The sequence below is a fragment of the Phyllobacterium sp. 22552 genome (assembly GCF_052044585.1).
GTDB lineage: Bacteria > Pseudomonadota > Alphaproteobacteria > Rhizobiales > Rhizobiaceae > Phyllobacterium > Phyllobacterium ifriqiyense.
The window spans coordinates 671,550-694,373 of sequence record NZ_JBQENG010000001.1; the positions used below are offsets into that span (position 1 = coordinate 671,550).

18 protein-coding genes are annotated in these 22,824 nt (G+C 55.4%); 9 read left to right on the forward strand and 9 right to left on the reverse strand.

The features are described from left to right. The first annotated feature begins 34 nt into the window (after nt 1-34). Entirely contained in the window at nt 35-619 is a 585-nt protein-coding gene (locus ACTJI9_RS03350; RefSeq protein ID WP_370878830.1) for an ABC-type transport auxiliary lipoprotein family protein, read from the forward strand. A 205-nt stretch (nt 620-824) separates the two neighbouring features. Here ACTJI9_RS03350 and ACTJI9_RS03355 read toward each other — a convergent pair whose 3' ends face one another. Continuing rightward, nucleotides 825-1,247, reverse strand: a complete 423-nt coding sequence (locus tag ACTJI9_RS03355; protein WP_354343926.1) for a rhodanese-like domain-containing protein — start codon at nt 1,245-1,247, stop codon at nt 825-827. Nucleotides 1,248-1,314: 67 nt separating this feature from the next. Here ACTJI9_RS03355 and ftrA point away from each other — a divergent pair, with 67 nt between their 5' ends. After that, nucleotides 1,315-2,337 carry a transcriptional regulator FtrA gene (gene ftrA / locus ACTJI9_RS03360; protein WP_337354629.1) on the forward strand — a complete coding sequence of 341 codons (1,023 nt, stop codon included), beginning with the start codon at nt 1,315-1,317 and terminating at the stop codon, nt 2,335-2,337. Between the two features lie 256 nt (nt 2,338-2,593). Here ftrA and ACTJI9_RS03365 read toward each other — a convergent pair whose 3' ends face one another. Beyond that, a complete protein-coding gene (locus tag ACTJI9_RS03365) occupies nt 2,594-7,681 on the reverse strand; it encodes a kinesin (protein WP_440805976.1) in 5,088 nt (1,695 codons plus the stop codon). Between the two features lie 304 nt (nt 7,682-7,985). Here ACTJI9_RS03365 and ACTJI9_RS03370 point away from each other — a divergent pair, with 304 nt between their 5' ends. From ACTJI9_RS03370 to ACTJI9_RS03380, 3 genes are all read left to right on the forward strand, one after another. Continuing rightward, entirely contained in the window at nt 7,986-8,354 is a 369-nt protein-coding gene (locus ACTJI9_RS03370) for an Hpt domain-containing protein (RefSeq protein ID WP_115052765.1), read from the forward strand. Nucleotides 8,355-8,439: 85 nt separating this feature from the next. Then, a complete protein-coding gene (locus ACTJI9_RS03375; protein ID WP_115052766.1) occupies nt 8,440-8,760 on the forward strand; it encodes a 2Fe-2S iron-sulfur cluster-binding protein in 321 nt (106 codons plus the stop codon). Between the two features lie 374 nt (nt 8,761-9,134). Beyond that, nucleotides 9,135-10,160: an NAD(P)/FAD-dependent oxidoreductase gene (locus ACTJI9_RS03380; protein WP_307285670.1), complete on the forward strand. Its 1,026-nt coding sequence runs from the start codon at nt 9,135-9,137 to the stop codon at nt 10,158-10,160. 159 nt (nt 10,161-10,319) lie between these two features. On the opposite strand, the gene ACTJI9_RS03385 is transcribed toward ACTJI9_RS03380, so the two are convergent. Further along, a complete protein-coding gene (locus ACTJI9_RS03385; protein WP_440805980.1) occupies nt 10,320-10,943 on the reverse strand; it encodes a DUF922 domain-containing Zn-dependent protease in 624 nt (207 codons plus the stop codon). A 128-nt stretch (nt 10,944-11,071) separates the two neighbouring features. On the opposite strand from ACTJI9_RS03385, the gene folP reads away from it, so the two are divergent. Continuing rightward, nucleotides 11,072-11,911, forward strand: a complete 840-nt coding sequence (gene folP, locus ACTJI9_RS03390) for a dihydropteroate synthase (RefSeq protein ID WP_440805982.1) — start codon at nt 11,072-11,074, stop codon at nt 11,909-11,911. Further along, entirely contained in the window at nt 11,908-12,423 is a 516-nt protein-coding gene (gene folK, locus ACTJI9_RS03395) for a 2-amino-4-hydroxy-6-hydroxymethyldihydropteridine diphosphokinase (protein ID WP_440805985.1), read from the forward strand. Before folP ends, folK begins: the two co-directional genes overlap by 4 nt. An 87-nt stretch (nt 12,424-12,510) precedes the next feature. Here the strand turns inward: folK and ACTJI9_RS03400 are convergent, their stop codons facing one another. The 4 genes from ACTJI9_RS03400 to ACTJI9_RS03415 all read right to left on the reverse strand — a co-directional run bounded on the left by ACTJI9_RS03400 (nt 12,511) and on the right by ACTJI9_RS03415 (nt 16,359). After that, a complete protein-coding gene (locus ACTJI9_RS03400; RefSeq protein ID WP_115052770.1) occupies nt 12,511-13,047 on the reverse strand; it encodes a hypothetical protein in 537 nt (178 codons plus the stop codon). A 122-nt stretch (nt 13,048-13,169) separates the two neighbouring features. Beyond that, nucleotides 13,170-14,249, reverse strand: a complete 1,080-nt coding sequence (locus ACTJI9_RS03405) for a YcjF family protein (protein ID WP_440805987.1) — start codon at nt 14,247-14,249, stop codon at nt 13,170-13,172. Continuing rightward, nucleotides 14,246-15,721, reverse strand: a complete 1,476-nt coding sequence (locus ACTJI9_RS03410; RefSeq protein ID WP_440805989.1) for a YcjX family protein — start codon at nt 15,719-15,721, stop codon at nt 14,246-14,248. The genes ACTJI9_RS03405 and ACTJI9_RS03410 overlap by 4 nt, the downstream gene beginning before the upstream one ends. 122 nt (nt 15,722-15,843) lie before the next feature. Continuing rightward, nucleotides 15,844-16,359 (reverse strand): SixA phosphatase family protein, encoded by a 516-nt coding sequence (locus ACTJI9_RS03415; protein WP_307285650.1) that lies wholly within the window; start codon nt 16,357-16,359, stop codon nt 15,844-15,846. Nucleotides 16,360-16,742: 383 nt separating this feature from the next. On the opposite strand from ACTJI9_RS03415, the gene dksA reads away from it, so the two are divergent. Next, nucleotides 16,743-17,159, forward strand: coding sequence for an RNA polymerase-binding protein DksA (gene dksA, locus ACTJI9_RS03420; protein WP_040854267.1), 417 nt, complete (start codon nt 16,743-16,745; stop codon nt 17,157-17,159). A 111-nt stretch (nt 17,160-17,270) separates the two neighbouring features. Here the strand turns inward: dksA and ACTJI9_RS03425 are convergent, their stop codons facing one another. Continuing rightward, nucleotides 17,271-18,383: a hypothetical protein gene (locus ACTJI9_RS03425; RefSeq protein WP_440805992.1), complete on the reverse strand. Its 1,113-nt coding sequence runs from the start codon at nt 18,381-18,383 to the stop codon at nt 17,271-17,273. 310 nt (nt 18,384-18,693) lie between these two features. On the opposite strand from ACTJI9_RS03425, the gene cckA reads away from it, so the two are divergent. After that, complete coding sequence (gene cckA, locus ACTJI9_RS03430; protein ID WP_115052774.1) at nt 18,694-21,291, forward strand: cell cycle histidine kinase CckA; 2,598 nt, start codon at nt 18,694-18,696, stop codon at nt 21,289-21,291. A gap of 30 nt (nt 21,292-21,321) precedes the next feature. Here the strand turns inward: cckA and ACTJI9_RS03435 are convergent, their stop codons facing one another. Continuing rightward, nucleotides 21,322-22,812: an AbgT family transporter gene (locus tag ACTJI9_RS03435; protein ID WP_307285641.1), complete on the reverse strand. Its 1,491-nt coding sequence runs from the start codon at nt 22,810-22,812 to the stop codon at nt 21,322-21,324. Nucleotides 22,813-22,824: the final 12 nt, after the last annotated feature.

Below are 22,824 nucleotides of genomic sequence, written 5' to 3' on the forward strand. Positions count from 1 at the left end.
TTAATGAACTGTTACGCGTGGGATTGGTTAAGTGGTGAAATCGAAGACAGTAATTGCAGCGTTGGTTATCGCCTTGTCCTTGTCGGCCTGTGCCAGTTCCAAGAAGCTCGATACATTTGATCTTTCCAGCCCATCGCCGGAAGTCACCTCGTCAAGGAAGCAGGGCCGTCAGATATTGATCGCTGCCCCGTCCGCATTGAAAGCGCTCGACGGTGAAAATGTCGTTGTTCGTTCCGGTCCCAATTCAATTTCCTTTTTGAAAGGTGCGCAGTGGGCGGATCGTCTGCCCAATATTGTGCAGTCTCGCCTCGCACAGGCATTTGAAAGCACTGGACGGCTTGGCGGTGTTGGTCGCCCGGGCGATGGCCTTGCCATCGATTATCAGGTGATCAGCAATATTCGCACTTTCAACATTGATGCTTCCGGCAGTGAAACGGCCGTTGTTGAGATTGCCGTAAAGATACTGAATGACAAGAATGGCACCGTGCGTGCGACAAAGGTCTTCCGTTCGACATCGCCCGTAAGGGGCGCAGGCAACGCATCCTATATTGCCGCGCTTGATAGCGCCTTCGACACTGCCACCAGCGATATCGTCACCTGGACCCTTTCGGTTATTTAGAGCGTAAGCTCAATACCGGCTATTTGGCATTCCATTCAATGCGTGATTCGACGGGGCTCACCATGAGGAAGATTAGTGATCTGCAAAGCTAGCCTTTAATGTCGGTGATCTTGTTCATGCAACCCATGAACCTTCCTCATGGTGAGCCCCGTCGAACCACGCAGTGAACCGGATGCCAGTTTCAGCAACTCGATCAGATGAGTGATCAAGCTGCTTGCTTAAAGCTGCCAGCTTCCGGTCCAGTTGCAAACGGCAATTCTTCGTCGGCCCAACCGGTTATTCCACCGATCATGATTTTCACAGGCCGCCCAAGACGCGCCAGCTTAAGCGCAGCCTGGTCTGCCCCATTGCAATGGGGTCCGGCGCAATAGACGACAAAAATCGTATCCAGAGGCCATTCAGCCATGCGTTCGGCTGAAATATCTCGGTGATTCAGGTGGATTGCAGTGGGAATATGGCGACGCTCATAGGCAGCGCTTGTTCCTACAACATGCAAAAGGGTGAAGTCGGGTCCATCCTTCAGCGCCTGTGCCACGTCGGCGCAGTCGGTTTCCAGCGATAGACGCCTGGAAAAATGATCAATGACCTGATCGGCTGGGGCCGGGGCAATCTCGGTTACGTAGCTCATTCTGTCTCTCCTCGTGTTGGATGAGCAAGAAGTAAAACAGGTGATAAATTGCTGGTAGTTGGCAAGAATGCCATATATCGTCAATATCATGTCAAACGCCTCAAATCCGCCCCGTCTTGATAATCCGCTTGTGGTCGCCGTTGCTTATGACGGTCTTTGCACCTTTGAATTTGGTGTCGTGGTCGAGATGTTCGGGCTACCAAGGCCGGAAATGGGCGATGACTGGTATAAATTTGCTGTCGCCAGCATTGAAATGGGCGAGCTACGCGCCACAGGCGGCGTGCGCGTGCTTGCCGATGGCGGTCTTGACCTGTTCGAGCAGGCTGGAACGATTATCATGCCGGGCTGGCGCGGCGTTGAACATTCTGTCCCGGAGCCGTTGGTACAGGCTCTGCAAAAGGCCCATGCCAAGGGCGCGCGCATTCTTTCAATCTGCTCGGGCGTCTTTGTGCTTGCCGCCGCTGGCCTTTTATCGGGACGGCGCGCAACGACCCATTGGCGCTACGCCGATCTGTTGACCGAGCGTTATCCGGACATCGAGTTTGCGCCGAATGTGCTTTATGTGGACGAAGGCAATATTCTGACCTCAGCTGGCAGTGCGGCGGGCATTGACCTTTGCCTGCACCTTATTCGCCGCGATTTTGGTACCGAGGCCGCCAATAAGGTTGCGCGGCGCCTTGTTGTGGCTCCCCACCGTGATGGCGGGCAGGCTCAATTTGTCGAGCAGGCAGTCCCCACAGCCCATGAGGGAGTGAGGCTTTCTCCGCTGCTGGAAACGATGCGGAACAATATTCATAAGGATTTTTCGATTGCCAGCCTCTCTAAAGCTGCGGGTATGAGTACACGTACCTTCCTGCGCCGCTTTGAAGCTGCAACTGGCACGACGCCTGCCAAATGGCTATTATCCGAGCGGTTGGGTAAAGCACGCGATCTTTTGGAAAACTCTACGCTTTCTATTGAGACGATTGCCTTGCACACGGGTTTTGGCACTGCCGCTACGCTGCGGCATCACTTCCGCCAGCAATTGGCCACCACGCCCACAGCCTACAGGGATATGTTCGGGAAGGTGTCAGAGCTGGAAGGGGCTTGAGTGTTGTATCATCCAGATTAGCTGCATTTGACTTGTCCGTGGTTCGACGAGGCTCACCATGAGGAAGATTGCTATTTGCAGGGCGTTATATCCTGCAAGTTTGGCAAATAATCTGCAATCAACCACCTTCTAGTGAGCCTCGTCGAACCAGGCAGCTACCGGAATGCGAGACTAAGTTGATCTCAGCAATCAACCACGCATACTAACAAAAAACGCGGTCCGAAGACCGCGTTTTTGTTTTCATACCAATTGGCTCTTAACGCAGGCGATTACTCGCATGGGCAAGCATGGTGTAAACCTTGCCTGTGTCGGAGGTCAGATAGGCCTGTGTAGTCGTATTGTCGCGGTCATTGCGTGTGACATCTTCAAGCAAGCGCTCAAAGTCATCCATGTAACGATCAACAGCACGCTTGAACTCGCTGTCCGACTGATATTTGCGCTTGATCTCGTCAAAAGTCTGCTGGCCCTTGAGCGTGTAGAGACGGCGGGTGAAGACATTGCGCTCACCAGCCCGGTAACGCTGCCAGAGTTCAACGGAAGCCTCGTGGTCGATGGCGCGGGTGATGTCAATCGATAGCGAATTGAGCGACTCGACAACCTGACCGGGTGAGCGGCCTGCCGGTGCCTTTGGCGCTGCCTCGGCTTCATCGGTCGAAGCACGGCGCAGGAGATCGGACACCCAGCCATTACCGGCAGGACGAGCCGGTTCAGCATTGCCACGTGTGTCGAGTGTGCCGCGCATTGCAGGCGCAGCCGGTGCTGATGCTGTCGGTGCCGCCGCAGGACGCGGTGCCGGAGCGACCGCTTCGGTCCGTTGTGGCTGTGCTGCCACTGCGGCTGTTGCGCGGGCTGGCGCTGCGCGCTGTGCCCGTGCTTCGCCAACGTCAGTAAGACGCCCGGATTTCTGAACGATTTCCGAGAGTTCCTTCAATGCGTTGATCTGTTCGGAAACAGCCTTGCGCATCTGTGCCGTGGATTGCTTGGCTTCTTCAGGCATATCCATCACACCGCGTTGCAATTCGGAACGGGTCTGTTCGAGTTCCGTACGGATCGCTGCGGAAGAACGACGGATTTCATCGGTCGCGTTGGCAAACTTCTGCGATGCCTGTTCCACAACTTCGGAGATGGAATTGCGGATCTGTTCGGTTGTCTGGTTTGCACGGCCTTCGGCGCGGTCGAATGCCGAGGAAACAAGCGATTCGAACGAACGCATTGTCTTCTCGATTGTTTCCGACTTGGCGATGAGACCTGATGCCAATGCCTGCAAAGCTTCCTGGCGCTCGTCAAAAGTCGAGGCGAGGTTGGTTTGCGATGCGTTGATCAGTTCCGATGCCTTGTTGAGCATGTTGCCGTGCTCGTCAAACCGCTGGGCGATGGAAGCAATGTCGGTCAGCGTGCTGTTGGACAATTGTGACAGTTTGCCGAGATTGCCATCAATCAGACGGGTTGAGGTCTCGAAGGATTCAGCAGCCTTCGTGGCGTTCTCCGCAAAGGCCGTCGTCGTGTCGAGCAGGCGTCCGTCAATGTCGCCAAGGTTCTTGGTCGCCATATCGATGAGTTCCCCAAGCTTCGCATTTGAAGAGGAGAGGCGGTCGATAAGGTTGCTCACATCATCGGTCAGACCAGCCTTGGCCGCCTGAACAGCAGTGATTGTCTCTGCGGTACGGCTGGCAATAGCATTGATCAGAGCCGCATTTTCAACCCGCAGGCGTTCAGTTGCGGATGTGGTTGCTTCAACGAGCTGCGAGGCGAGCGTACGGCCATTATCGGCAAGGCTTTCGACCAGCGGCTGAGCCGTATTGTCGAGAATGCTGATGATTTCCTGCGAACGGGCCGAGAGAACCTCGTTCAATTCGCGGGTGCTTTCCGCAAGCTTCGATGCGGTCGTATTGGTGGCTGCCGAGAAGCGGGCCTCCAAAGCCTCGAGATTGGCGGCGGCCTCCGTTGCGCGCTGACCAAGCCGTTTTTCGGTTTCCGCCAGGCTTTCATTCATGCGCTGGCTGAATGCCTCGCCATGGCCGTCAAGAGCTTCGCCGGCCTTCTGTGCTTCACCGGTAAGGGTAGAAGCAGCTTCTGTGATTTTCTCACGCAGCGTGCGGGCGACAACCGAAGCACTCTGTTCGAGCGATTTGCGAACATTATCGACACCAATGGCCAGTGCATTCTGCATGGTTGTGGTGCGTTCGTCGATTGTACCGCCATGGTTTTCGAAGGCCTTGGCAAGCACGTCTGCGCTGTCTTGCAGGACCGCCTGCAAGGCTACCGTACGGTCGCCAATAGCACCTGCCTTGTCGTCCAGCGTCTGACCCAGAGCAGCATTGCCCTGTTCCATCGCTGCGCGAATGGCTGCAATGCGCTGGTCGAGAATGGTCGCATGATCGTTGAGCGTTTCGCCGACGCGGGTATCGCTTTCGGCCAAGGCTGCGCGAATAGCGGCAGCGCGCTCGTCCAGCGTTCCGATATGGGAAGCCAGCGTGTCGCCGATCTGCATATTGCTGCTGTCGAGCACAGAACGGATGCCTGCTGTGCGCTCTTCAATATCGCTAGCATGCTGTGCCAGTGTCTCGCCGATGCGGGCATGGGTATTTTCAAGCGCTGCCTGAATACCGGCTGTACGCTCATCCAGCGAAGAAGCGTGCGAAGCCAAAGTCTGGCCGATACGCTGATCGCTATTGCTGAGCGCCTGCTCGATTCCCGCTGTCCGCTCGTCGATGGAACTTGCATGCGAGGAAAGGATATTACTGATGCGCGAGTCGCTTTCGATCAGGGCCTGACCGATACCGGCCGTACGCTCTTCAATGGCGCTGGCATGCGAGGCCAGAACATCGCTGATACGCGCGTCACTGCTGGTCAAAGCCGACTCGATGCGACCTGTACGGTCATCCACACTGTCGATAAAGCCGCTCAATGTGCCGTCGATACGTGTGCCGCTATTAAGCAGCGTGGCCTGAATTTCGGCGTTGCGTGCATCAATAGCCTGCGTATGAGCAGCAAGCGTTTCGCCAAGTTTGGCATCGCTGCCGGAAAGAGCCAGCTGGATTTCCTGGTTGCGCTCGTCAAGGCTTCGATTGTGCTGATCAAGCGTCTGCGCAATCTTGGCATGTGTTTCAACAAATGCCGCACGCATTCCAATGGTGCGCTCATCGATGATCTTGGCATGGGCATCAAGTGTCTGGCCAATGCGTGTGTCGGTGGCGTGTATCGCTGTTTCAATATTGGCGCTACGCAGATCGATGTTGCGAGCATGTTCGTCCAGCGTGTCGCGAATGCGTGTATCAGTGTCCGCAAAGGCAGCGTGCATGCCGGCTGTGCGATCTTCGATTGCTTTAGCGTGCTGTTCGAGTGTTGCACCAATACGGGCTTCATTGTCTTCAAGCAGCGTATGAATGCCGGCAGTACGGTTTTCAATTGCCTTGGCATGTTGTTCGAGCGTGGCACCGATGCGGGCGTCATTATCCACAAGCGATGCACGCAGACCAGCAGTACGCTCTTCGAGGGTCGAGCCATGACCTTCGATGATCTGACCAATAGCTGCAGTGCTGCTTTCTAGGATGGATTTAAGGTTTGAGGTGTGATCGCCGATCTGTCCTGCCTGATCGCGAATAACGATGGCAGCGCGGTCGGTTTCCTGAATCAATGTCGCGGCGAGGGCATCGCGTTCTTCAGCAAGTTTGGCAGCGAGCGCTTCACGGCTTTCCACAAGGCGGTCGGAAAGAGCCGCCGCATTGGTGGAAAGAAGGCTGCCTACCTGCTCGGAAAGCGTCGACAGATCATTGCCGATCTTTGCTTTTGTCTCATCGACAATGCCGTCAATCGAAGCGCGGCCATCGGTAAAGGTCTTGGCGATGTCGCGAGTGCGTTCGATCAACTGTTCGTTGATCTGGCGCGCACGGGCTTCGAGGGCCGAATTGAGACGCTCGGTGCTGGCATCCAGCGAATGGGCGCGTGTTTCGAACTCTGCAAGCAGTGAGCGTCCGCGTTCGTTGATTGTTGTATCGAGCCCGGCGAGACGTGTGTCGAATTCGCCAACCAGCGTCTGCGTGGCATTGCCCAGCAGCGACAACATGCTGTTGGTGCGGCCGTCGAGCGTATCAGCCAGTTTCATTGTTACAGAATCTGTCTGTTCGGACAGAGCTGCAATGCGCATTTCCAGAAGATTTGCAAAGGCTTCGCCGGAAGTGCTGATCTTGTTTGATATGTCGTCCGAACGGGAAACGATCTGCTCGGAAATTACCTGTCCGCTCTGTGTCAGTCGTTCAATGAGCGACTCACCAGACTGGTTTATCGACATGCTAAGATTGGTGGACGCGCTGGAAAGGTGTTCGCGCAAGGAATCGCCTGCCAGTGAAAGCTCGTCTTTCAACTGCTCATGGGCACTGGAAATAGAAGCGCGCACGCGTTCTGCGTGGCCGATTACCGATTCGCGTTCACCGCCGAGACGGTCAACGAGGGTACGGATGCGGTATTCATTGTCGGTGTAGACGCGTTCAAGCTGGTTCACTTCGGTCTGGACCAAGGTTTCCAGTTCAACGGCGCGCGCCAGCGTGCGCTCGACACCTTCGCTCATGGCCGCAACTTCGCGGCGCACAGCCTGACCCAGCGAAGCAACGCGGTCGGATGAGAGCATTTCCGGTTCGGACAGGCGCATTGCTGCTTCCGCCATGGAACGCGCAGCATACTGCATTTCCTGGCCACGACGGATCATGATCGCGAATGCCCAGAAAAGCATGATTGGAACGATGATCGCTACCGCTAGGCCAATTGCGTAAGGCGCTGCGGCAAAATCAGAGAAGGACCGGATCGACCAGAGCGATGGACCGTAAAGAGCATTGCCAAGTGCCAAGACACTGCCGGCCCAAAGAACACTGATGATCCCTGTAATCAGGCTATAGGATTTCGGCTGCGCAACGGAACTGGTGGAGTGCGTGGTCTTGGCGGCTTGAAGCAGGTCGTCATTCGCTGGCCGGAAGGAGGGCTGCGATGGAACAGCCGGAGCCTTTGGTGGCGCGGGTGGAGCTGCGGGAATGGGATTGGCAGCCTTGATCTGCGGCTTTGGCGCAGGCAATGGAATGGCGGCAACAGGCGGCGTTGTTACCTCAGGTTCGGGCAATTTTACAGGTTCGGCCGCGGCAGGTGTCTCAAATTTCTCGGCGGCAAGCTCCTGCGCTGCCTGTGAAATCTGGGCTTCGAGATCGTTCAGGGACAAGAGATCATCGTCAAGTGGAGACAGATCCATATCCATCCCGAGCGTTGACTCGTCGAAATCGATTTCTAGAGCCTTTTCAAGGGCTTCACCGAGCTCGTCTTCGGCTTTGAAAGCCTTGCTTTTCGGGGCTGTGGCCATGTTTTCCTCACAATATTGGGCGGTGGCCACATGTGGGGCCAACCGCGCCATACTCTTTACGCCGCTACTTTAATGTACTGGCACATGGTTTGGAAAGAAACAATGGATTCAGGAAATGCTTAAAAGTTTAAACACAAGGTTAATTTTTGGGCCTCTCATAAAATTTCAATTGTAGGCAAAAATTTACCCGGCATTCACCATAAGGCACCATTTAAGCACGATTTCCGCCCCGTTTTAACCTTGAATCAGCGTCATCAGCTTAGGCTCGTGAGTTCAAATGTAAAAGCGTTCAGGAGAATATCCAATGGCCCAACAGGCATCGATGGCATTTGCTTCGCCAGGTGGCGAGCGATCGAAGCCAGCGCGAAAGCGCCCGATTGATCTTGTTCACCTTACCCGTGAAACATTCGGCAACCGCGCTCTCGAAACCGAAATCCTCAACCTGTTTTCCCGTCAGACCTGCGGCATCGTGGACAGACTTATCCACGCAAATCCTGATGATCGCGTCCGGCTTGCCCGCTCGCTCAAGGGTTCGGCCAATGCAATTGGCGCATTTCGCGTGGCTGAACTGGCAGAGGCGGTCGAGCAGGCTCCAGCCGATTCGAAACTGGTCAGGGACCTTCGCCCTGCCATTGATGATGCGCGCGATTATATAGCGGCAATAACACGCTGAAGTTTGCGCTGCGTCAGGGAGTACAATTGACTTACGCCTTTAAAGCCCTATGTCAGCGGTAACTTGATCACTGGGGCCTTAATTCATGGCGAAAATCACCTTTGTCACTCATGGTGGCGAACGCATCGAGGCGGACGCCGAAAACGGCTCTACCGTTATGGAAAGTGCCATTCGCTTTGCTGTTCCGGGTATTGATGCGGAATGTGGCGGCGCCTGCGCTTGCGCCACCTGTCATGTCTATGTGGATGAAGAATGGAAGGCTGCGACTGGCGAACCCGAGGCCATGGAAGAAGACATGCTCGATTTCGCCTATGATGTGCGTCCCAATTCAAGGCTTTCCTGCCAGATCCACGTTTCTGATGAACTGGATGGCCTTGTGGTGCACGTTCCGGAACGTCAGTCCTGATATTTATTGCAGTTCTGTCGTGCGCCCTTCGACAAGCTCAGGATGAGTAATGTTGGTGTATTTGCAATAGATGGCGCCGGGCACGGTGACCTGCCTGCAGCCAACTCACCTTCCGCATGGTGAGCCCTGTCGAACCACGCACAATAGAATTGCCACTCATAGGACGATAATTGCAGCTCACAGGCTGATATTTTCTCATTGACCCATTAGAATCAAACCGCAGAACGGCTTTTCATAGCTTGAGCGGCGGCATTGTCTTGACCTTGGGACAAGCAATCGTTACGCGCATGGCAGCCCGTGTGTCTTGAACACGCCAGCCATTACCCTTTTTCTATCTGCACGGCATGCAGACCGTCCGGCATGAGGAATTTGCGATGAGCGAGATTATCAAAACCGATGTTGTCATCATTGGCGCAGGGCCCGTCGGCCTGTTTGCGGTGTTTGAACTTGGCCTTTACGATCTGAAATGCCATCTCATCGATATTCTTGATCGCCCCGGCGGCCAGTGTGCAGAGCTTTATCCGGAAAAGCCGATCTACGATATTCCGGCATGGCCCATCATCAGCGGCAATGAGCTGACTGAAAAGCTGATGGAGCAGATCAAGCCGTTTTCACCCCAATTCCATTTCAATCGCATGGTGACGGGACTTGAACGTCTCGAAGATGGAACATTCCGCGTCGAGACGGATGATGCTGAAGTGTTCGAAGCCAAGGTGGTCGTTATTGCAGCCGGTGGCGGATCTTTCCAGCCCAAGCGCCCGCCGGTTCCCGGTATCGAGGCCTATGAAGGCAAGAGCGTGTTTTATTCCGTGCGCCGCATGGAAGAATTCCGCGATCAGGATGTTCTTATTGTGGGGGGCGGTGACAGTGCGCTGGATTGGGCGCTCAACTTGCAGCCGATTGCCCGTAGCCTGACCGTGGTGCACCGGCGCGCAGAATTCCGCGCTGCGCCCGATAGCGTCAAGAAAATGTTTGAACTGGTGGAAAGCGGCAGCGTTCGTTTTGAGCTGGGACAAGTGTCTGGCCTCAAAGGCGATAATGGCGAACTGACCCACGCTGTCATCAAGGCGGCAGAAGGCGAGGTCGAGATTCCTGTGACGCGCCTTCTGCCATTCTTCGGCCTGACCATGAAACTGGGTCCGATTGCCGATTGGGGCCTGAACCTGCATGAAAATCTTATTTCGGTGAATGTCGAGACTTTTGAAACATCAGAACCCGGCATTTTCGCCATTGGCGACATCAACTGGTATCCGGGCAAGCTCAAGCTGATCCTGTCGGGCTTCCACGAAGCTGCATTGATGACCCAGGCGGCAAAGCGCATCGTCAATCCCGGCGAGCGCGTTGTGTTTCAATACACAACCTCATCAACCAGTTTGCAGAAAAAACTTGGGGTGAACTGAGGGGGTAGTTTACTATTGAACACAAAACTCTCCGTCATCCTCGGGCTTGACCCGAGGACCCGGAGTTGCGCTACACAACAAATTGACTGATAAATCCCCGGTTCAAGCCCGAGGATGACGGAGATGTTTGTACTTTATTGATGGTGGCGCACTACCTTCTCAAGGCTTAGACAGTTCCTTCACCATGCGGTAAGTCAACAGGCGCTCGAAGCGTGTCTCGAAATTGACTGTTTCAATGCGGTCGAAACGCACCTGATCTGCATCATGTTTCTTGAGCAGTTTTGCCGTCAGCGCGTCAATATCGGCTTTCAACTTCATACAATCGCTACGCCAGGGTAGGGCTTTGACCTGACGCTCCATATTGCCAGCTGCGGTGCGCGCAATGACGATATGGCTTTCCTCATGCCGCTTGATATCCGCCGAAAGCGTGTCCCACACAAGCGCGAGATCCCGCTTTGCGCTGCGGCGCTGTTTCCAGCGGGGCAGGTAAACAGTTGCGCGCACGGTGATATCCGCATTGACGACCTGACAGTTCTTGCCATTGGAGCCAAACTTCACCTTGCTGTCAAAGCGCATCCGCGTCATGCCGGGATGCCGTGTACCGGTCTTCGCCAATACTGGTCCCCTGCGGCTCAACTCCTTGTCGAGTTCGGCTGCATTATCCGCATTCAATGTGAAATACTGGTATTTTCGCAGAACGGTTGCGGCGTTGGCGGGAGCAACGAAACTGGAGGCAATAGCGACCGCAATCGAGCTAGCGGCTAATCTGGCCAAAATATGCATTCAGCTTTTCCTTTTCTTTGGCCAGTGTGCATCATTCAAACAGTATCGTCAAAAACCTTGCAGATGAATTGACGTTCCGCGCAATGTGATAAAAAACCAGACAGCGAATAATCAATGGGAGCGTAGGAATGGATCGAGAATGGCAACTGGCACATGGCCGGTCTTTGACCTTGGGGCCACGCGCATTGATTATGGGCGTGCTCAATGTGACGCCCGATTCGTTTTCCGATGCCGGTGTCCATTATTCGCTGGATCAAGCTTTGCAGGGCGCGCGCAAGATGATCGAAGATGGGGCATCGATCATTGATGTGGGCGGCGAATCCACACGGCCAGGCGCGGCGCGGGTTGAACCTTCGGTAGAGCAATCGCGAATTTTACCGGTCATCGACGCTTTGGCGAAGCAGGACGATATAATTATCTCGGTTGACACATATCGCGAGGAAACGGCGCGGCTTGCCGTGGAGGCTGGAGCCCATATCGTCAATGATGTATGGGGGGTACAGCGGGAGCCCGCCATTGCTGATCTTGCTGCGCGCACTGGCGCGGGGCTTGTCATCATGCATACGGGCCGCGAGCGTGAACGCGATCCGGACGTGATCGCCGATCAGTTTGCCTTTCTCAATCGGTCGCTGGAAATCGCACGGCTTGCCGGCGTATCGGATAGCCAGATCGTGCTTGATCCCGGATTTGGTTTCGCCAAGGATACGGATGAGAATATTGCGTTGATGGATCGCTTTTCAGAACTTGCCGCCTTCGGCTACCCATTCCTTGCGGGCACGTCGCGCAAGCGTTTTCTCGGCGCTGTTTCCGGTGGTGAAGCCAATGAAAGAGACGTGGTGACAGCTGCATCATCGGCTATTTTGCGGCTTGCCGGAGCCGATATTTTCCGTGTGCATGACATCGCCATGAGTCGCAGCACGCTCAACCTCGCCGATGCAATGCTGGATAATCGCGGCAAGCGCCCATGACTATCTTGCGTAAAGCCTGGCTGGGTCTTGGCGGCAATCTTGGCGATCCGATCGTGGCCATGGGGCAGGCTCTGCGCGCGCTGGATAGCCGGGCTGATACCTCGGTCAACATCGTGTCGCCGGTCTATAATACGCCGCCATGGGGCAAGCGCGATCAGCCTTCTTTCTACAATGCCTGCGCGGAGCTTGCGACTGAGCTCGAACCGGAATCCCTGCTGGCGGTCTGTCTCAATATTGAACTGGTAATGAAACGCGAGCGGCTGGAGCGCTGGGGCCCGCGCATTATCGATATTGATGTGCTGGCCTATGAGGGGATAGATCGCTTTGAAAGCTCAAGCCTTATCCTGCCGCATCCGCGCATGACGGAACGCGCATTCGTGCTCGTGCCGCTTGGTGATATCGCCCCCGATCTGAAGATTGAGGGAATGAGCGTTTTGTATTGGGCGGCGCTGGCAGATAGTACCGGAATGACAAAAGCCCGCGATGATGCGGGCTGGTGGTCCGTTCAATAGCAGAACAGAAAGGTGCGTGGTTCGACAAGCTCGCCATGAGGAAGAGGGCGGACTGCAGTAGCGTTGTGGCTGTAGACTATTGTGCAATCAGTTCTTAGCAACGCTGCCCACGGCAGTTGTATCAACGCGCTTCAAGGACATGCCGACAACAGGAATCAACTGGTCTTCCAGATGAACGGAAATCGTTACATTCATGCTGTTATCATTGTTGAATTTCGCCTGCATGGCACCGCTGAGCTGTCTGCGGTTGATTGCAAGAACAACGCGATTGCCTGAGACATTGCCGCCGGTAATGTCGAGACCCTTGCCAGCCGAACCGTCTAGGAAGGTGCCCTTGTAGCTATTGCCGCTGCGGGCGATCGTTGCCTTCATCGGTTGATTAAAAATACCGACACGGCAGTTGCCATCCAGCGTCATACCTGTTGCGGCGGCTGGTGTGGAGCCTTCCAGCGTGCAGGTAAATTTTGTACCCTTATATTTGCCCGCCACGATTTCTCCGGGGCCAACCCACTGGCCTTGGACATTCTCGAAGAATTCCGCGTCTTTATCCTTAGCTTGCGCCGGCAGCGCCAATAGCGCGCAGGCGAACAGGGACAGGGCGGCAACTGCTGCGCTTGTTTTCATCGACACGGACTCAAACTCTAATCATTGGAATGGCTGCTTCGAACCAATCATGGGTTGGAATGGTTAACAGATGGTTGCCAATGCCATAAAACTTGGGGATATGAAATGCTTCTATTGCCCGGTCAGGGCTTTTTAACACCGCCGATCCTTGCCAGATCGCCGATGAAATCACCAATTCCCGGGCGCTTTTCAGCGTTGAACGGGAAGGGCCGCACCAGATCCATCGCTGAAATGCCGATGCGAGCCGTCATCAAGCCATTGATCACACCTTCGCCAAGCCGGGCTGAAAGCCGGGCGGCAAGACCATGGCCGACCAGTTGCTGAATGATGCTGTCGCCCATTGCCACTGTTCCTGTCACGGCCAGATGGGCGATGACATTGCGCGTGAGCTTAAGGAAGCCAAGCGTTCCCGGCCTGCCTCCATAGAGTTCAGATAGCCGCCGGATAAGCCGCGCTGATTCGAAAATGACATAGCCGATATCGACAAGCGCGCGGGGGCTGACAGCCGTGACAATCGAAACGCGCTTTGAGGCGGCAAGGATCATTTCGCGCGCCTGCCGGTCAAGCGGGCGCAGCAATTCGGTTTCCGTCAGGCGTATCAAATCGCGCCCATCGATCACATCATCACGCAAGTCGTGCAGAAGCGCGCGGCCCTTGGCGGTGGCGGGCAGGGTTTCGGCAATGCTGACGAGCTTGGCCACAGCAGCCTTTGCCTGCACCGGATCATTTTCCATCGCCGCCTTGGCTGCCTCGTCACGCAAATGCTGCACTGAGGCGAGGCGGCGCAAGGCCAGTGTTTCGCGCACAATAATAGCGATTAGCGCCAAGGCACCGAGTATCGTGACCCCAAGCGCCACCCAGCCCAGCCATGGCGCACGTTCAAAAAGCGTGCGGATAAGATTGTCGGCCCAAAGGCCCAGCGCCAGCGATGCAAGCACCCCAATTGCGCCGGTAAAGACTGTGGCGAATGAAAACTTCTTTCTATTCGCCAGAGCTGGCGGCGGGGTCAGGGCATCCAGCTCATTGGCAGCCTCAGAATCAAGGTCAAACACATCGACCGCGGCGGGCGTTACAACAGCAATATCCTTGATCGCTGTTGGCCTGCGCTGTGCCGCTGGTGCTGCCTCGACAGCCTTTGCAGAGGCTTTTTCTTCCTCCGGCTGGTCCATGCGAAACGAAGCTGGCTTGCGTTTTTCACTCATGCGAGGCGATCTCCAATGAGGAATTGTATGGCCCGATCCAGCCTTATGTGCGGCAGTGAAAGCGTAAAGCCTTCTGCCGTTTTCTCCAGTTTGGGAGGGCGGAAACGGACAAAGCGGATAGAAGGATCTTCAGATACTGATTCCGGTCCTTCAAATATTGAATCCGGTTTTTCCGGTAAGTCACCGGGAAATATGGCTGTTTCGGTTTTTCCGTCGAATTTCTCGCCGTCTATTGTCTCGCCTTTCAGTGGTGTCCCGACGATGACCGGCAATATGTCTTTGCCTTGGGTGACAGTTGCCTCGCGGGTTGTTCGCACAGCGGCCATTGCCAACACCTCGACGCTGGCGCTGGTAAAATCAGCGCGGCTTATCGCGCGATCGACAAGGCGGCGTACGATGGCCTGCAACCGGTCATGGCTCTCATGGTGCAAATGATCTGCCTTTGTTGCTGCAACAAGAATGCGGCTGATGCGCCGCTGTACGAGCCCGGTCAGAAAATTCGTGCTGCCGGGACGAAAACAGGAAAGGATTTCCGTCAATGCCCGTTCAAGATCGGCAACAGCGGAGGGACCGGCATTCATCGCCTGCATGGCATCCACCAGAACGATTTGCCGGTCCAGCCGCGCAATATGCTCGCGGAAGAACGGCTTTACCACGTGCGTCTTATAGGCTTCGTAGCGCCTTTCCATCATGGCGCCAAGCGAGCCGGACTTGTGTTTTTCCTGTCCCAATCCGGGTAAGGGCGCGAATGTCAGGGCGGGTGAGCCTTCCAGATCGCCGGGCATCAGGAAACGGCCCGGAGGCAGCGTGGAGAGTGCCCTTTCATCGGCCTTTCCCGCCTTCAGATAGGCGGTAAAGCTTTTTGCCAGTCTCTGCGCTGTCATTTCATCGGCATCGGCAGATGCATTTGCTGACGCTGCGGATTTGAGCCAATCTTCAGCCAGATCGCGCCTGCTTTCCAGCTGCGCCAATTCGAATGAATCCTGCGAGAACTCATTATAGTTCTTGCCGAGTAGCGGCAGATCGAGCAGCCATTCGCCGGGGTAATCGACAATATCGACAGAAAGCTTGCCGCCGGAAAACATGCGTCCCCATGCGGATGCGGATTCATACTCGATTGTCAGGCGCAATTCGGAGATCGCCCGGGTTGAATCCGGCCAGATGCGGTCCTCGATCAATGCTTTCAGGTGGTCTTCATATTGAAATCGTGGAACGGCATCATCCGGTTGCTGCTCCAGATAGGCTTTGGCAATCCGGCCGGATTTCTGCGCTTCAAACAGCGGCAAGCGCCCGCCATGGATCAGATTGTGCACGAGCGCGGTGATGAAGACTGTTTTGCCTGCGCGGGAAAGCCCTGTCACGCCGATGCGGACGGAGGGGGAGGCTAAGGAAGTTGTACGCTCGGTCAGCGTATCCAGCGCAATTCTTGCCTCGTCGGCCCAACTCGTCAGTCCTGTGGTGAATGTTCCCAATCGACAATCCTATTGCGGCGTTCTTCTGCGACCCATTTGGGGGCTGCTTGTGTCAAACTCAAGGTACGTTGTTTTGCAGGATTGTTGTGCGAACCACGCACAAAGTGTGTGCAATCCGAATCTCACAAATGCTCCGAGGGTGAAAAGAACTCCCGCAGCGTTCCTTTGCCGGGACGAATTTCCGCCAAGGGTTCCTCAAACTCGATCACCGCAAGACCGGCTGTGGGAAATCCGGAGACAAATGTCGGGTGCGTAGGGGGATCGCCACGACCAGACAGTGCCATGGCCACTTCCTCCATCATGGGGTTATGGCCCACCAGCATAACCGATTGGCTGCCCTCATGCTCCAGACCGGCCATACGAATGGCCATCAGATAGGTGTCTGGACCGCCGGAATATAGTTTTTCGAGTTCCTGTAATATAAAGGGTGGCTCCAACCCTACATATTCCAGCGTCTGGCGGGCGCGGATTGCAGTTGAACACAGCACGACATCCGGTTTCAGTTGTGCACGCTTCATTTCCAGCCCGAGGATTTTGGCCGCTTCCGTGCCATCCTTGTCCAGCGTACGATCAAAATCCTTCTGACTCGGTGTTGGCCAGACCGCCTTGGCATGACGGAGAAGGTAGACGAGACTCATTTACTTATCTCCGTTCTGGAACAGGCTGGAAAGGTGCCATGCTTCACTCTTTGACGCAAATATCCGCTTTGGATCATGCGGCAAATGCACCATTTCTCAAATAAGTGTGCAAAACCTGCCTGCGAATATTCTGTGCGAGGTGCAATTTTGCGAGGCAAAGCGCAACCGCAAGTAGAGCTCTGAGGGTGAGAAATGCCAAGTTTTGGCCTTGTTTCCCTGCTCTGACGTCGCGAAAATTCCATTTATCCGGCTTAAATGCCACTATTTTAAGCGATTTCGCCCTGCTTCTTTATTGATTTGCTATGTCTTTTTGTAGTTGTGCGCTCATCGGACACGACCTATATAGGCCTCCTCGCGTCTAAAAGGTGCAGGGTGATTCAATGATGAATAAACTTATCGATCTTGACTATAAGCCCACGGATGACGAGCCCTTCATGAGTGATCGGCAGAAATCCTACTTTCGTGAAAAACTGATTGACTGGAAGAACGACATTTTGCGGGAAGCCCGCGAAACGCTCGAAATCCTACAGCAGGAAAATGCAAATCTGCCGGACATTGCTGATCGTGCTTCTTCAGAAACAGACCGCTCCATCGAGCTTCGGGCTCGTGATCGTCAGCGCAAGCTGATTTCAAAGATTGATGCAGCCTTGCAGCGCATCGATGATGGAACATATGGCTTCTGCGAAGAAACAGGCGATCCCATCAGCCTCAAACGGCTTGATGCACGCCCAATCGCAACATTGTCCATCGAAGCTCAGGAACGTCACGAGCGACGCGAGAAAGTCTACCGCGACGATTGAGCTTAAGTTTTAAAAAAGAAGCCCGGGAAACCGGGCTTTTTTTATTTTGCGGATTTATTTCTGCGTGGTTCGAACCACGCAGATGCTCTTATGCAATCGGACCGTACTCCTCTAACGATCCGGCCGCGACAGATCGCCGAGCAGGCGTTCCATCTCATCCTCGATATCGTCAGCCTTTTTCGGTTGCTCTTCCCTGTCGATCTCTTCACCGGGGGCGATATTGAGTTCGCTCGCCAATTCCGGATCGAAAGCGTCCGAAAAATCAGCGTCGCTTAGCGTGATCTCCGGCTCGGAAGTCTCCTCAGGCTCGATATTGTCGAGTGAAGGCTCGCGGTAGACCGCTTCATTGCGTGCGGCAAACGGGAATGCCGCGGCTGTGCTGGCTCTTTGTTCGCCGGAAAACTGCCTGACGGGTTCCGGCGCATCGATTGGCGGCTCCGGTGCATCCACCACGGGCTCAGCCTTGCTTTCGCTGCCAAAAGACGGCGAAGCGGTGCGTTCCCAGCCATTGCTGGCGTCACGCACTGGCACTGTAATGGTGGGAGCCACTTCTGCTGCAATTGCTGCTGCCGCAGCGACCGTCGGAGGCATATAGGGCAGTGGCCGTGCAGGCTCAGGCGTTGCTGTAATGGGCGGAATGGGTGCCATTGGCGGGATAGGAGGCAAAGGCGCCGTCGCTGGCTGCTGGCGCGGCTCAGGTGGCCTCACATCGCGAGGCGGCGTCGGCTGTGGCGCTGGCGTTGGCGTGCGCAGCGGTACTTGCGGCGCCTGTTGCAAGGGTGGTGCCGGCCGTGTCACTGGCGCGGTTGCCTGTGGTGCCGGAGAAACCGGCTCGGCGCGCGGCGGCTCAACGGGTTTGCGCTCTGTTTTTAGCTCAGGTTCGGGGGAAGTGGTTGCCGCAGGTTCGATACGCGAGGACTGTTTGGCAAATTGCCGGATGTTCTGCTCGATGACGATATCGCTGGGCCCACCGATGAGGATCAGATGCTCGACATCATCGCGCCGCACGAGCACAAGCCGCCGGCGGTTGTCGACAGCAGCGGCATCGGTCACCGAGAGCCGAACCTGCCGGTTGCGCCCACCCGCCACGAACGTGCCGCCTGTTACCCGCCGCAACACGGCAAACACAAGCAAGAGCAGCGCAATGACCAGTGCAAACAGAAGAATGAATCCCACAATGGGGGCGGCAGTATCGCCGACGATAGTGGCAAGCCATGCATTCATGACAAACTCTCCTCTATAATATTCCACCAAGCCCGAAAACTTGTTCCCCGACACGGGCTTCGCAGCATAATTTCGCGTGACACTACAGAGTGGACTTCACAGTCGCAACCCTGATGATTTTAAAACAGTTTTACCCTATAAGGCGTGGAATAAAGCTTATCCGATAAAGGATAGGGTTTAACGCCGGTGAAAGATATGATCCAACCGATTCGAGAAGTATGACACAAGCAGCAGGCCAAACGGCAGCATGCTGGTTGGGCGATGAAAAAGGGGCCTGAGACATATGTCTCAAGAAGCGAATAGTAGACATATGTCTCGAGAAACGAATAGCGATCTTTATCCGGAACCGATCATCGCCAACACGAAATCGAACAGGGCAGGCTTGCGCCTGATCCTGCTGGGTATCGTGCTGGTCGGGATTTCCGTCCTCTATTTCATCTATCGCGACCAGCTCGGCCAGCAATTCCTGCTTGGCCTGCTTGGTTTGCTTGCCATGACCGGCGTTTTCTACCTGTTTGGCTCGGCCATTAATGTCATTCAATTTACGCCACGCGGCACGAGTGATGAGCTGACCCGCGCCTTTGTCGATACTTACCCGGAAGGTACGGTCGTCTGCGACCAGAAGGGGCGCATTGTTTATGCCAATCGTGCCTATGCCGAGATGACGGGCGTAACGAGTTCGGATGATGTGCGCCCGATCGAACATATTCTTTCCGGAGAGCCAGCTGCATCCGATCCGATTTACCGCCTTGCCAATGGCTTGCGTGATGGAATTTCCGGACAGGAAGAGATTCGCCTGTCACGCCCGCTTGATCCATCGCGCGAACCGGTGCCGACCTGGTACCGCGTCAAGGCGCGCGCCGTTGCCGGCATTCCCGATCAGACCGCCCCTGTCTATGCCTGGCAGATTTCCGATATTTCCGCCGAGCGCGCCGAGCAGGAGCGCTATTTTCAGGATATTCAGGAGGCCATTGATCACCTCGATCATGCGCCCGCCGGTTTCTTTTCCGCCGATCCCGATGGCCGCATTATCTATATCAATGCGACGTTGGCCGAGTGGTTGGGCATTGATCTGACACGCTTCACACCCGGCTCCATGACCGTGCGCGAGATCGTAGCCGGCAATGGAATGGCGCTGATAAATGCAGTCAAGACGGAAGCGGGAACAAGCCGCAATACCGTTATCGATCTTGATCTGGAAAAGGCCAATGGCCAGAGTCTTGCCGTTCGCTTCTACCACCGGGTTCAGGCACAGCGCGACGGCAAGCGTGGTCCGACGCGCACAATAGTCCTTGATCGGGCCGAGGGCGAAGATACTTCGGCGGCGCTGCGTGCTGCGGAAGTAAGGTTCACGCGCTTTTTCAATTCCGCCTCTATGGCTATTGCCGCTGTCGATTCAACCGGCAAGATATTGCGCACCAATGCGCGTTTCCTTGGCCTTTTTGCTCCCGTGGTCGACCGGGATGATATTGACCGGCGCATCCCGCTGGAAACCGTGGTGCATGAACGTGACCGCGAGGCGTTTGATCGTGCATTGGCCTCAGCCTTTGCCGGAAAAGCAGAAATTTCTCCAGTCGATACGGTTATTCCGGGCAATGAGGACCGGCATTTGCGGTTCTATATCAGCCCCGTTTTCGATGCCGGTGGAGAGGATGGAGCTGAAGAGGCTGCCATTGTCTCCGTGGTTGAAACCACCGAGCAGAAGGCGCTTGAAGCCACCATGGCGCAAAGCCAGAAGATGCAGGCTGTCGGGCAGCTTGCAGGCGGCATCGCGCATGATTTCAACAATGTACTGACGGCAATCATCATGTCGTCCGATCTGCTTTTGACCAATCATCGCGCATCGGACCCATCCTTTGCCGACATTATGAACATCAAGCAGAATGCAAACCGCGCTGCCTCGCTGGTTCGTCAGCTACTGGCATTCTCGCGCCGCCAGACATTGCGTCCCGAAGTTCTCAACCTCACGGACGTCATTGCCGATGTGCGGATGCTCTTGACGCGTCTTGCCGGCACGCAGGTCAACCTCAGGATCGAGCATGGCCGCGATCTATGGCAGGTCAAGGCCGATCTTGGCCAGTTTGAGCAGGTCGTGGTCAATCTGACCGTTAATGCGCGTGATGCCATGCCTGAAGGCGGCGATTTGATCATCCGCACCCGCAATATGGGTGAGGCGGAAACGGCCCGCCTTAATTACCGCGATGTCGTGCCCGGCGATTATGTGGTGGTCGAGGTTGTCGATAGCGGCACAGGCATGACGCCCGAAACCATTGCCAAGATCTTCGAGCCTTTCTTCACCACCAAGGAAGTGGGCAAGGGCACAGGCCTTGGCCTTTCCATGGTCTATGGCATCATCAAGCAGACTGGTGGCTCCATCCATGCCGAATCCGAGCTTGGCAAGGGATCAACATTCCGCATCCTGCTGCCACGCTTCGTGGAAGGTGCCGAGCCGCAAATATTGAATGCCGAAGGCGAAGTCATTCAGATCGAAGCGCCGAAGAAAGAAAAGAAGCCCGAAAAGGCAACCGACCTTTCCGGCACTGCAACCGTGCTTCTGGTTGAAGATGAAGACGCCGTGCGGATGGGCGGCCTGCGCGCGCTTCAATCCCGTGGCTACACGGTGCATGAAGCGTCAAGCGGCGTTGAGGCGCTGGAGGTCATGAAAGAGCTGGATGGGAAGGTCGACATTGTTGTGTCTGACGTTGTCATGCCGGAGATGGATGGTCCGACCTTGTTGCGTGAACTGCGCAAGGATTACGGAGATATCAAGTTCATCTTCGTTTCCGGCTATGCGGAAGATGCCTTTGCCAAGAACCTGCCGGAAGATGCGAAATTCGGCTTCCTGCCGAAACCGTTCTCGCTGAAGCAACTGGCAACAGCGGTCAAGGAAATGCTGGAGAGCGAATAGCGTTTATTGCGATCCGCTCTCCGGGTTCGTTTATTTCGTGAACAGACCAACGCCCGGTGCCAGCGGAAGCCCGACTTCAATCCAGAAAACGAGGAAGGCTGTCCAGGCAACCAGGAATCCGATGGATATGGGCAGCGTCATCGCGGCCAATGTCCCGATGCCAGCATCTTTCTGGTAGCGCTGCAGGAAGGCAAGGCAGACCGCAAAATACGGGCTCATGGGCGAAATTACGTTGGTAGCGGAATCCGATATTCTGAAAGCCGCTTGCACCAGCGCTGGTTCCAGACCCACCAGCATCATCATCGGCACGAATATTGGTGCCATCAGCGACCATTGAGCAGAACCTGAGGTGATGAAAACGCTCATGACGGTCGCCAGCATGATGAAGGCAAGCACAAGGGGCGTACCGGCAAAACCGCTGGCATCAAGCACGTGCGAGCCGCTGATCGCGATCCATTCGCCAAGATTCGTCCATTTGAACCACGCAAGAAACTGCGAGATTGCGAAGAATAGCACCAATGTCGGCGCAAGGTCCTTCAACGCTTCTGACATCAGGGAAACCGCATCACGGGCATTCTTTATCTTGCCGACGGCTTTGCCGTATATCCAGCCGACAAGCAGGAAGAAGACGGCCAGCAGCGCGACAATGGCTTCAAGCAGCGGCGAGGGTACCAACCCCCCTGTCTCATTGCGCAGAGGCGAGGCGGCAGGCAAGGTAATGGCAACCACGACAATAACGAAAGCCAGTGCTGCCCAGCCTGCCAGCTTCAGGCCGCGCATCTCAGTTGCACCAATAGGTTCCAGATTGAGAACCACATCGCCGTGATATTTGCCAGCCAGCGGCTCGACAATCCGCTCAATGACGAATGTACCCACAAGCGAAAGCAGCAGCGCCGAACAGGCGATGAAGTAGTAATTGTCAAGCGGCGAGACATAGGCCTGCGGATTGATCGTATGAGCGGCGCTTGTCGTTATTCCTGAAAGTATCACGTCAACCGGCGTAATCAGCAAGCTTGCATCGTAGCCAGCGCCCACTGCAACATAGCCCGTTACAGCGCCGACGAGCGGGTTGCGCCCCACAGCCTGAAAGATCATCGCTGACAGCGGGATCAATACGATATAGGCAGCATCGGAAGCGACATGGCTGCACATGCCGACGAGGAAAATGACGAATGTCGTCAACTGCCGGGGTGCTTTCATGACACTGATCTGCATCAGGCTGGCGATCAGTCCGGCACGGTCGGCAACGCCGATTGCCAGCATGATGACGAGGATCACGCCGAGCGGCGGGAACATGACATAGTTTTTGGCGATGGTGGTGAGGGCGAATACGAGGCCTTCACCGGAAATGAGGCTTTGTACGAAAACCTCCTTGCCTGTTTTGGGATTGATGCCGCTCGCACCACCCATAGCCATCAGCCAGGATACTATGGCGACAACAACGCAGAGAATGAGAAAGAGAATGAATGGATGGGGCAAGCGATTGCCGGCCCGTTCAATAATGCTGAGAAATCGCTGCATGCGAATATCCTT

What these genes read in the sequence shown, in the direction of transcription:
- ACTJI9_RS03355 (WP_354343926.1), bottom strand. Translation starts at nt 1,247, where the DNA reads ATGAGCTACGTAACCGAGATTGCCCCGGCCCCAGCCGATCAGGTCATT.
- ftrA (WP_337354629.1), top strand. Translation starts at nt 1,315, where the DNA reads ATGCCATATATCGTCAATATCATGTCAAACGCCTCAAATCCGCCCCGT.
- ACTJI9_RS03365 (WP_440805976.1), bottom strand. Translation starts at nt 7,681, where the DNA reads ATGGCCACAGCCCCGAAAAGCAAGGCTTTCAAAGCCGAAGACGAGCTC.
- ACTJI9_RS03370 (WP_115052765.1), top strand. Translation starts at nt 7,986, where the DNA reads ATGGCCCAACAGGCATCGATGGCATTTGCTTCGCCAGGTGGCGAGCGA.
- ACTJI9_RS03375 (WP_115052766.1), top strand. Translation starts at nt 8,440, where the DNA reads ATGGCGAAAATCACCTTTGTCACTCATGGTGGCGAACGCATCGAGGCG.
- ACTJI9_RS03380 (WP_307285670.1), top strand. Translation starts at nt 9,135, where the DNA reads ATGAGCGAGATTATCAAAACCGATGTTGTCATCATTGGCGCAGGGCCC.
- ACTJI9_RS03385 (WP_440805980.1), bottom strand. Translation starts at nt 10,943, where the DNA reads ATGCATATTTTGGCCAGATTAGCCGCTAGCTCGATTGCGGTCGCTATT.
- folP (WP_440805982.1), top strand. Translation starts at nt 11,072, where the DNA reads ATGGATCGAGAATGGCAACTGGCACATGGCCGGTCTTTGACCTTGGGG.
- folK (WP_440805985.1), top strand. Translation starts at nt 11,908, where the DNA reads ATGACTATCTTGCGTAAAGCCTGGCTGGGTCTTGGCGGCAATCTTGGC.
- ACTJI9_RS03400 (WP_115052770.1), bottom strand. Translation starts at nt 13,047, where the DNA reads ATGAAAACAAGCGCAGCAGTTGCCGCCCTGTCCCTGTTCGCCTGCGCG.
- ACTJI9_RS03405 (WP_440805987.1), bottom strand. Translation starts at nt 14,249, where the DNA reads ATGAGTGAAAAACGCAAGCCAGCTTCGTTTCGCATGGACCAGCCGGAG.
- ACTJI9_RS03415 (WP_307285650.1), bottom strand. Translation starts at nt 16,359, where the DNA reads ATGAGTCTCGTCTACCTTCTCCGTCATGCCAAGGCGGTCTGGCCAACA.
- dksA (WP_040854267.1), top strand. Translation starts at nt 16,743, where the DNA reads ATGAATAAACTTATCGATCTTGACTATAAGCCCACGGATGACGAGCCC.
- ACTJI9_RS03425 (WP_440805992.1), bottom strand. Translation starts at nt 18,383, where the DNA reads ATGAATGCATGGCTTGCCACTATCGTCGGCGATACTGCCGCCCCCATT.
- cckA (WP_115052774.1), top strand. Translation starts at nt 18,694, where the DNA reads ATGTCTCGAGAAACGAATAGCGATCTTTATCCGGAACCGATCATCGCC.
- ACTJI9_RS03435 (WP_307285641.1), bottom strand. Translation starts at nt 22,812, where the DNA reads ATGCAGCGATTTCTCAGCATTATTGAACGGGCCGGCAATCGCTTGCCC.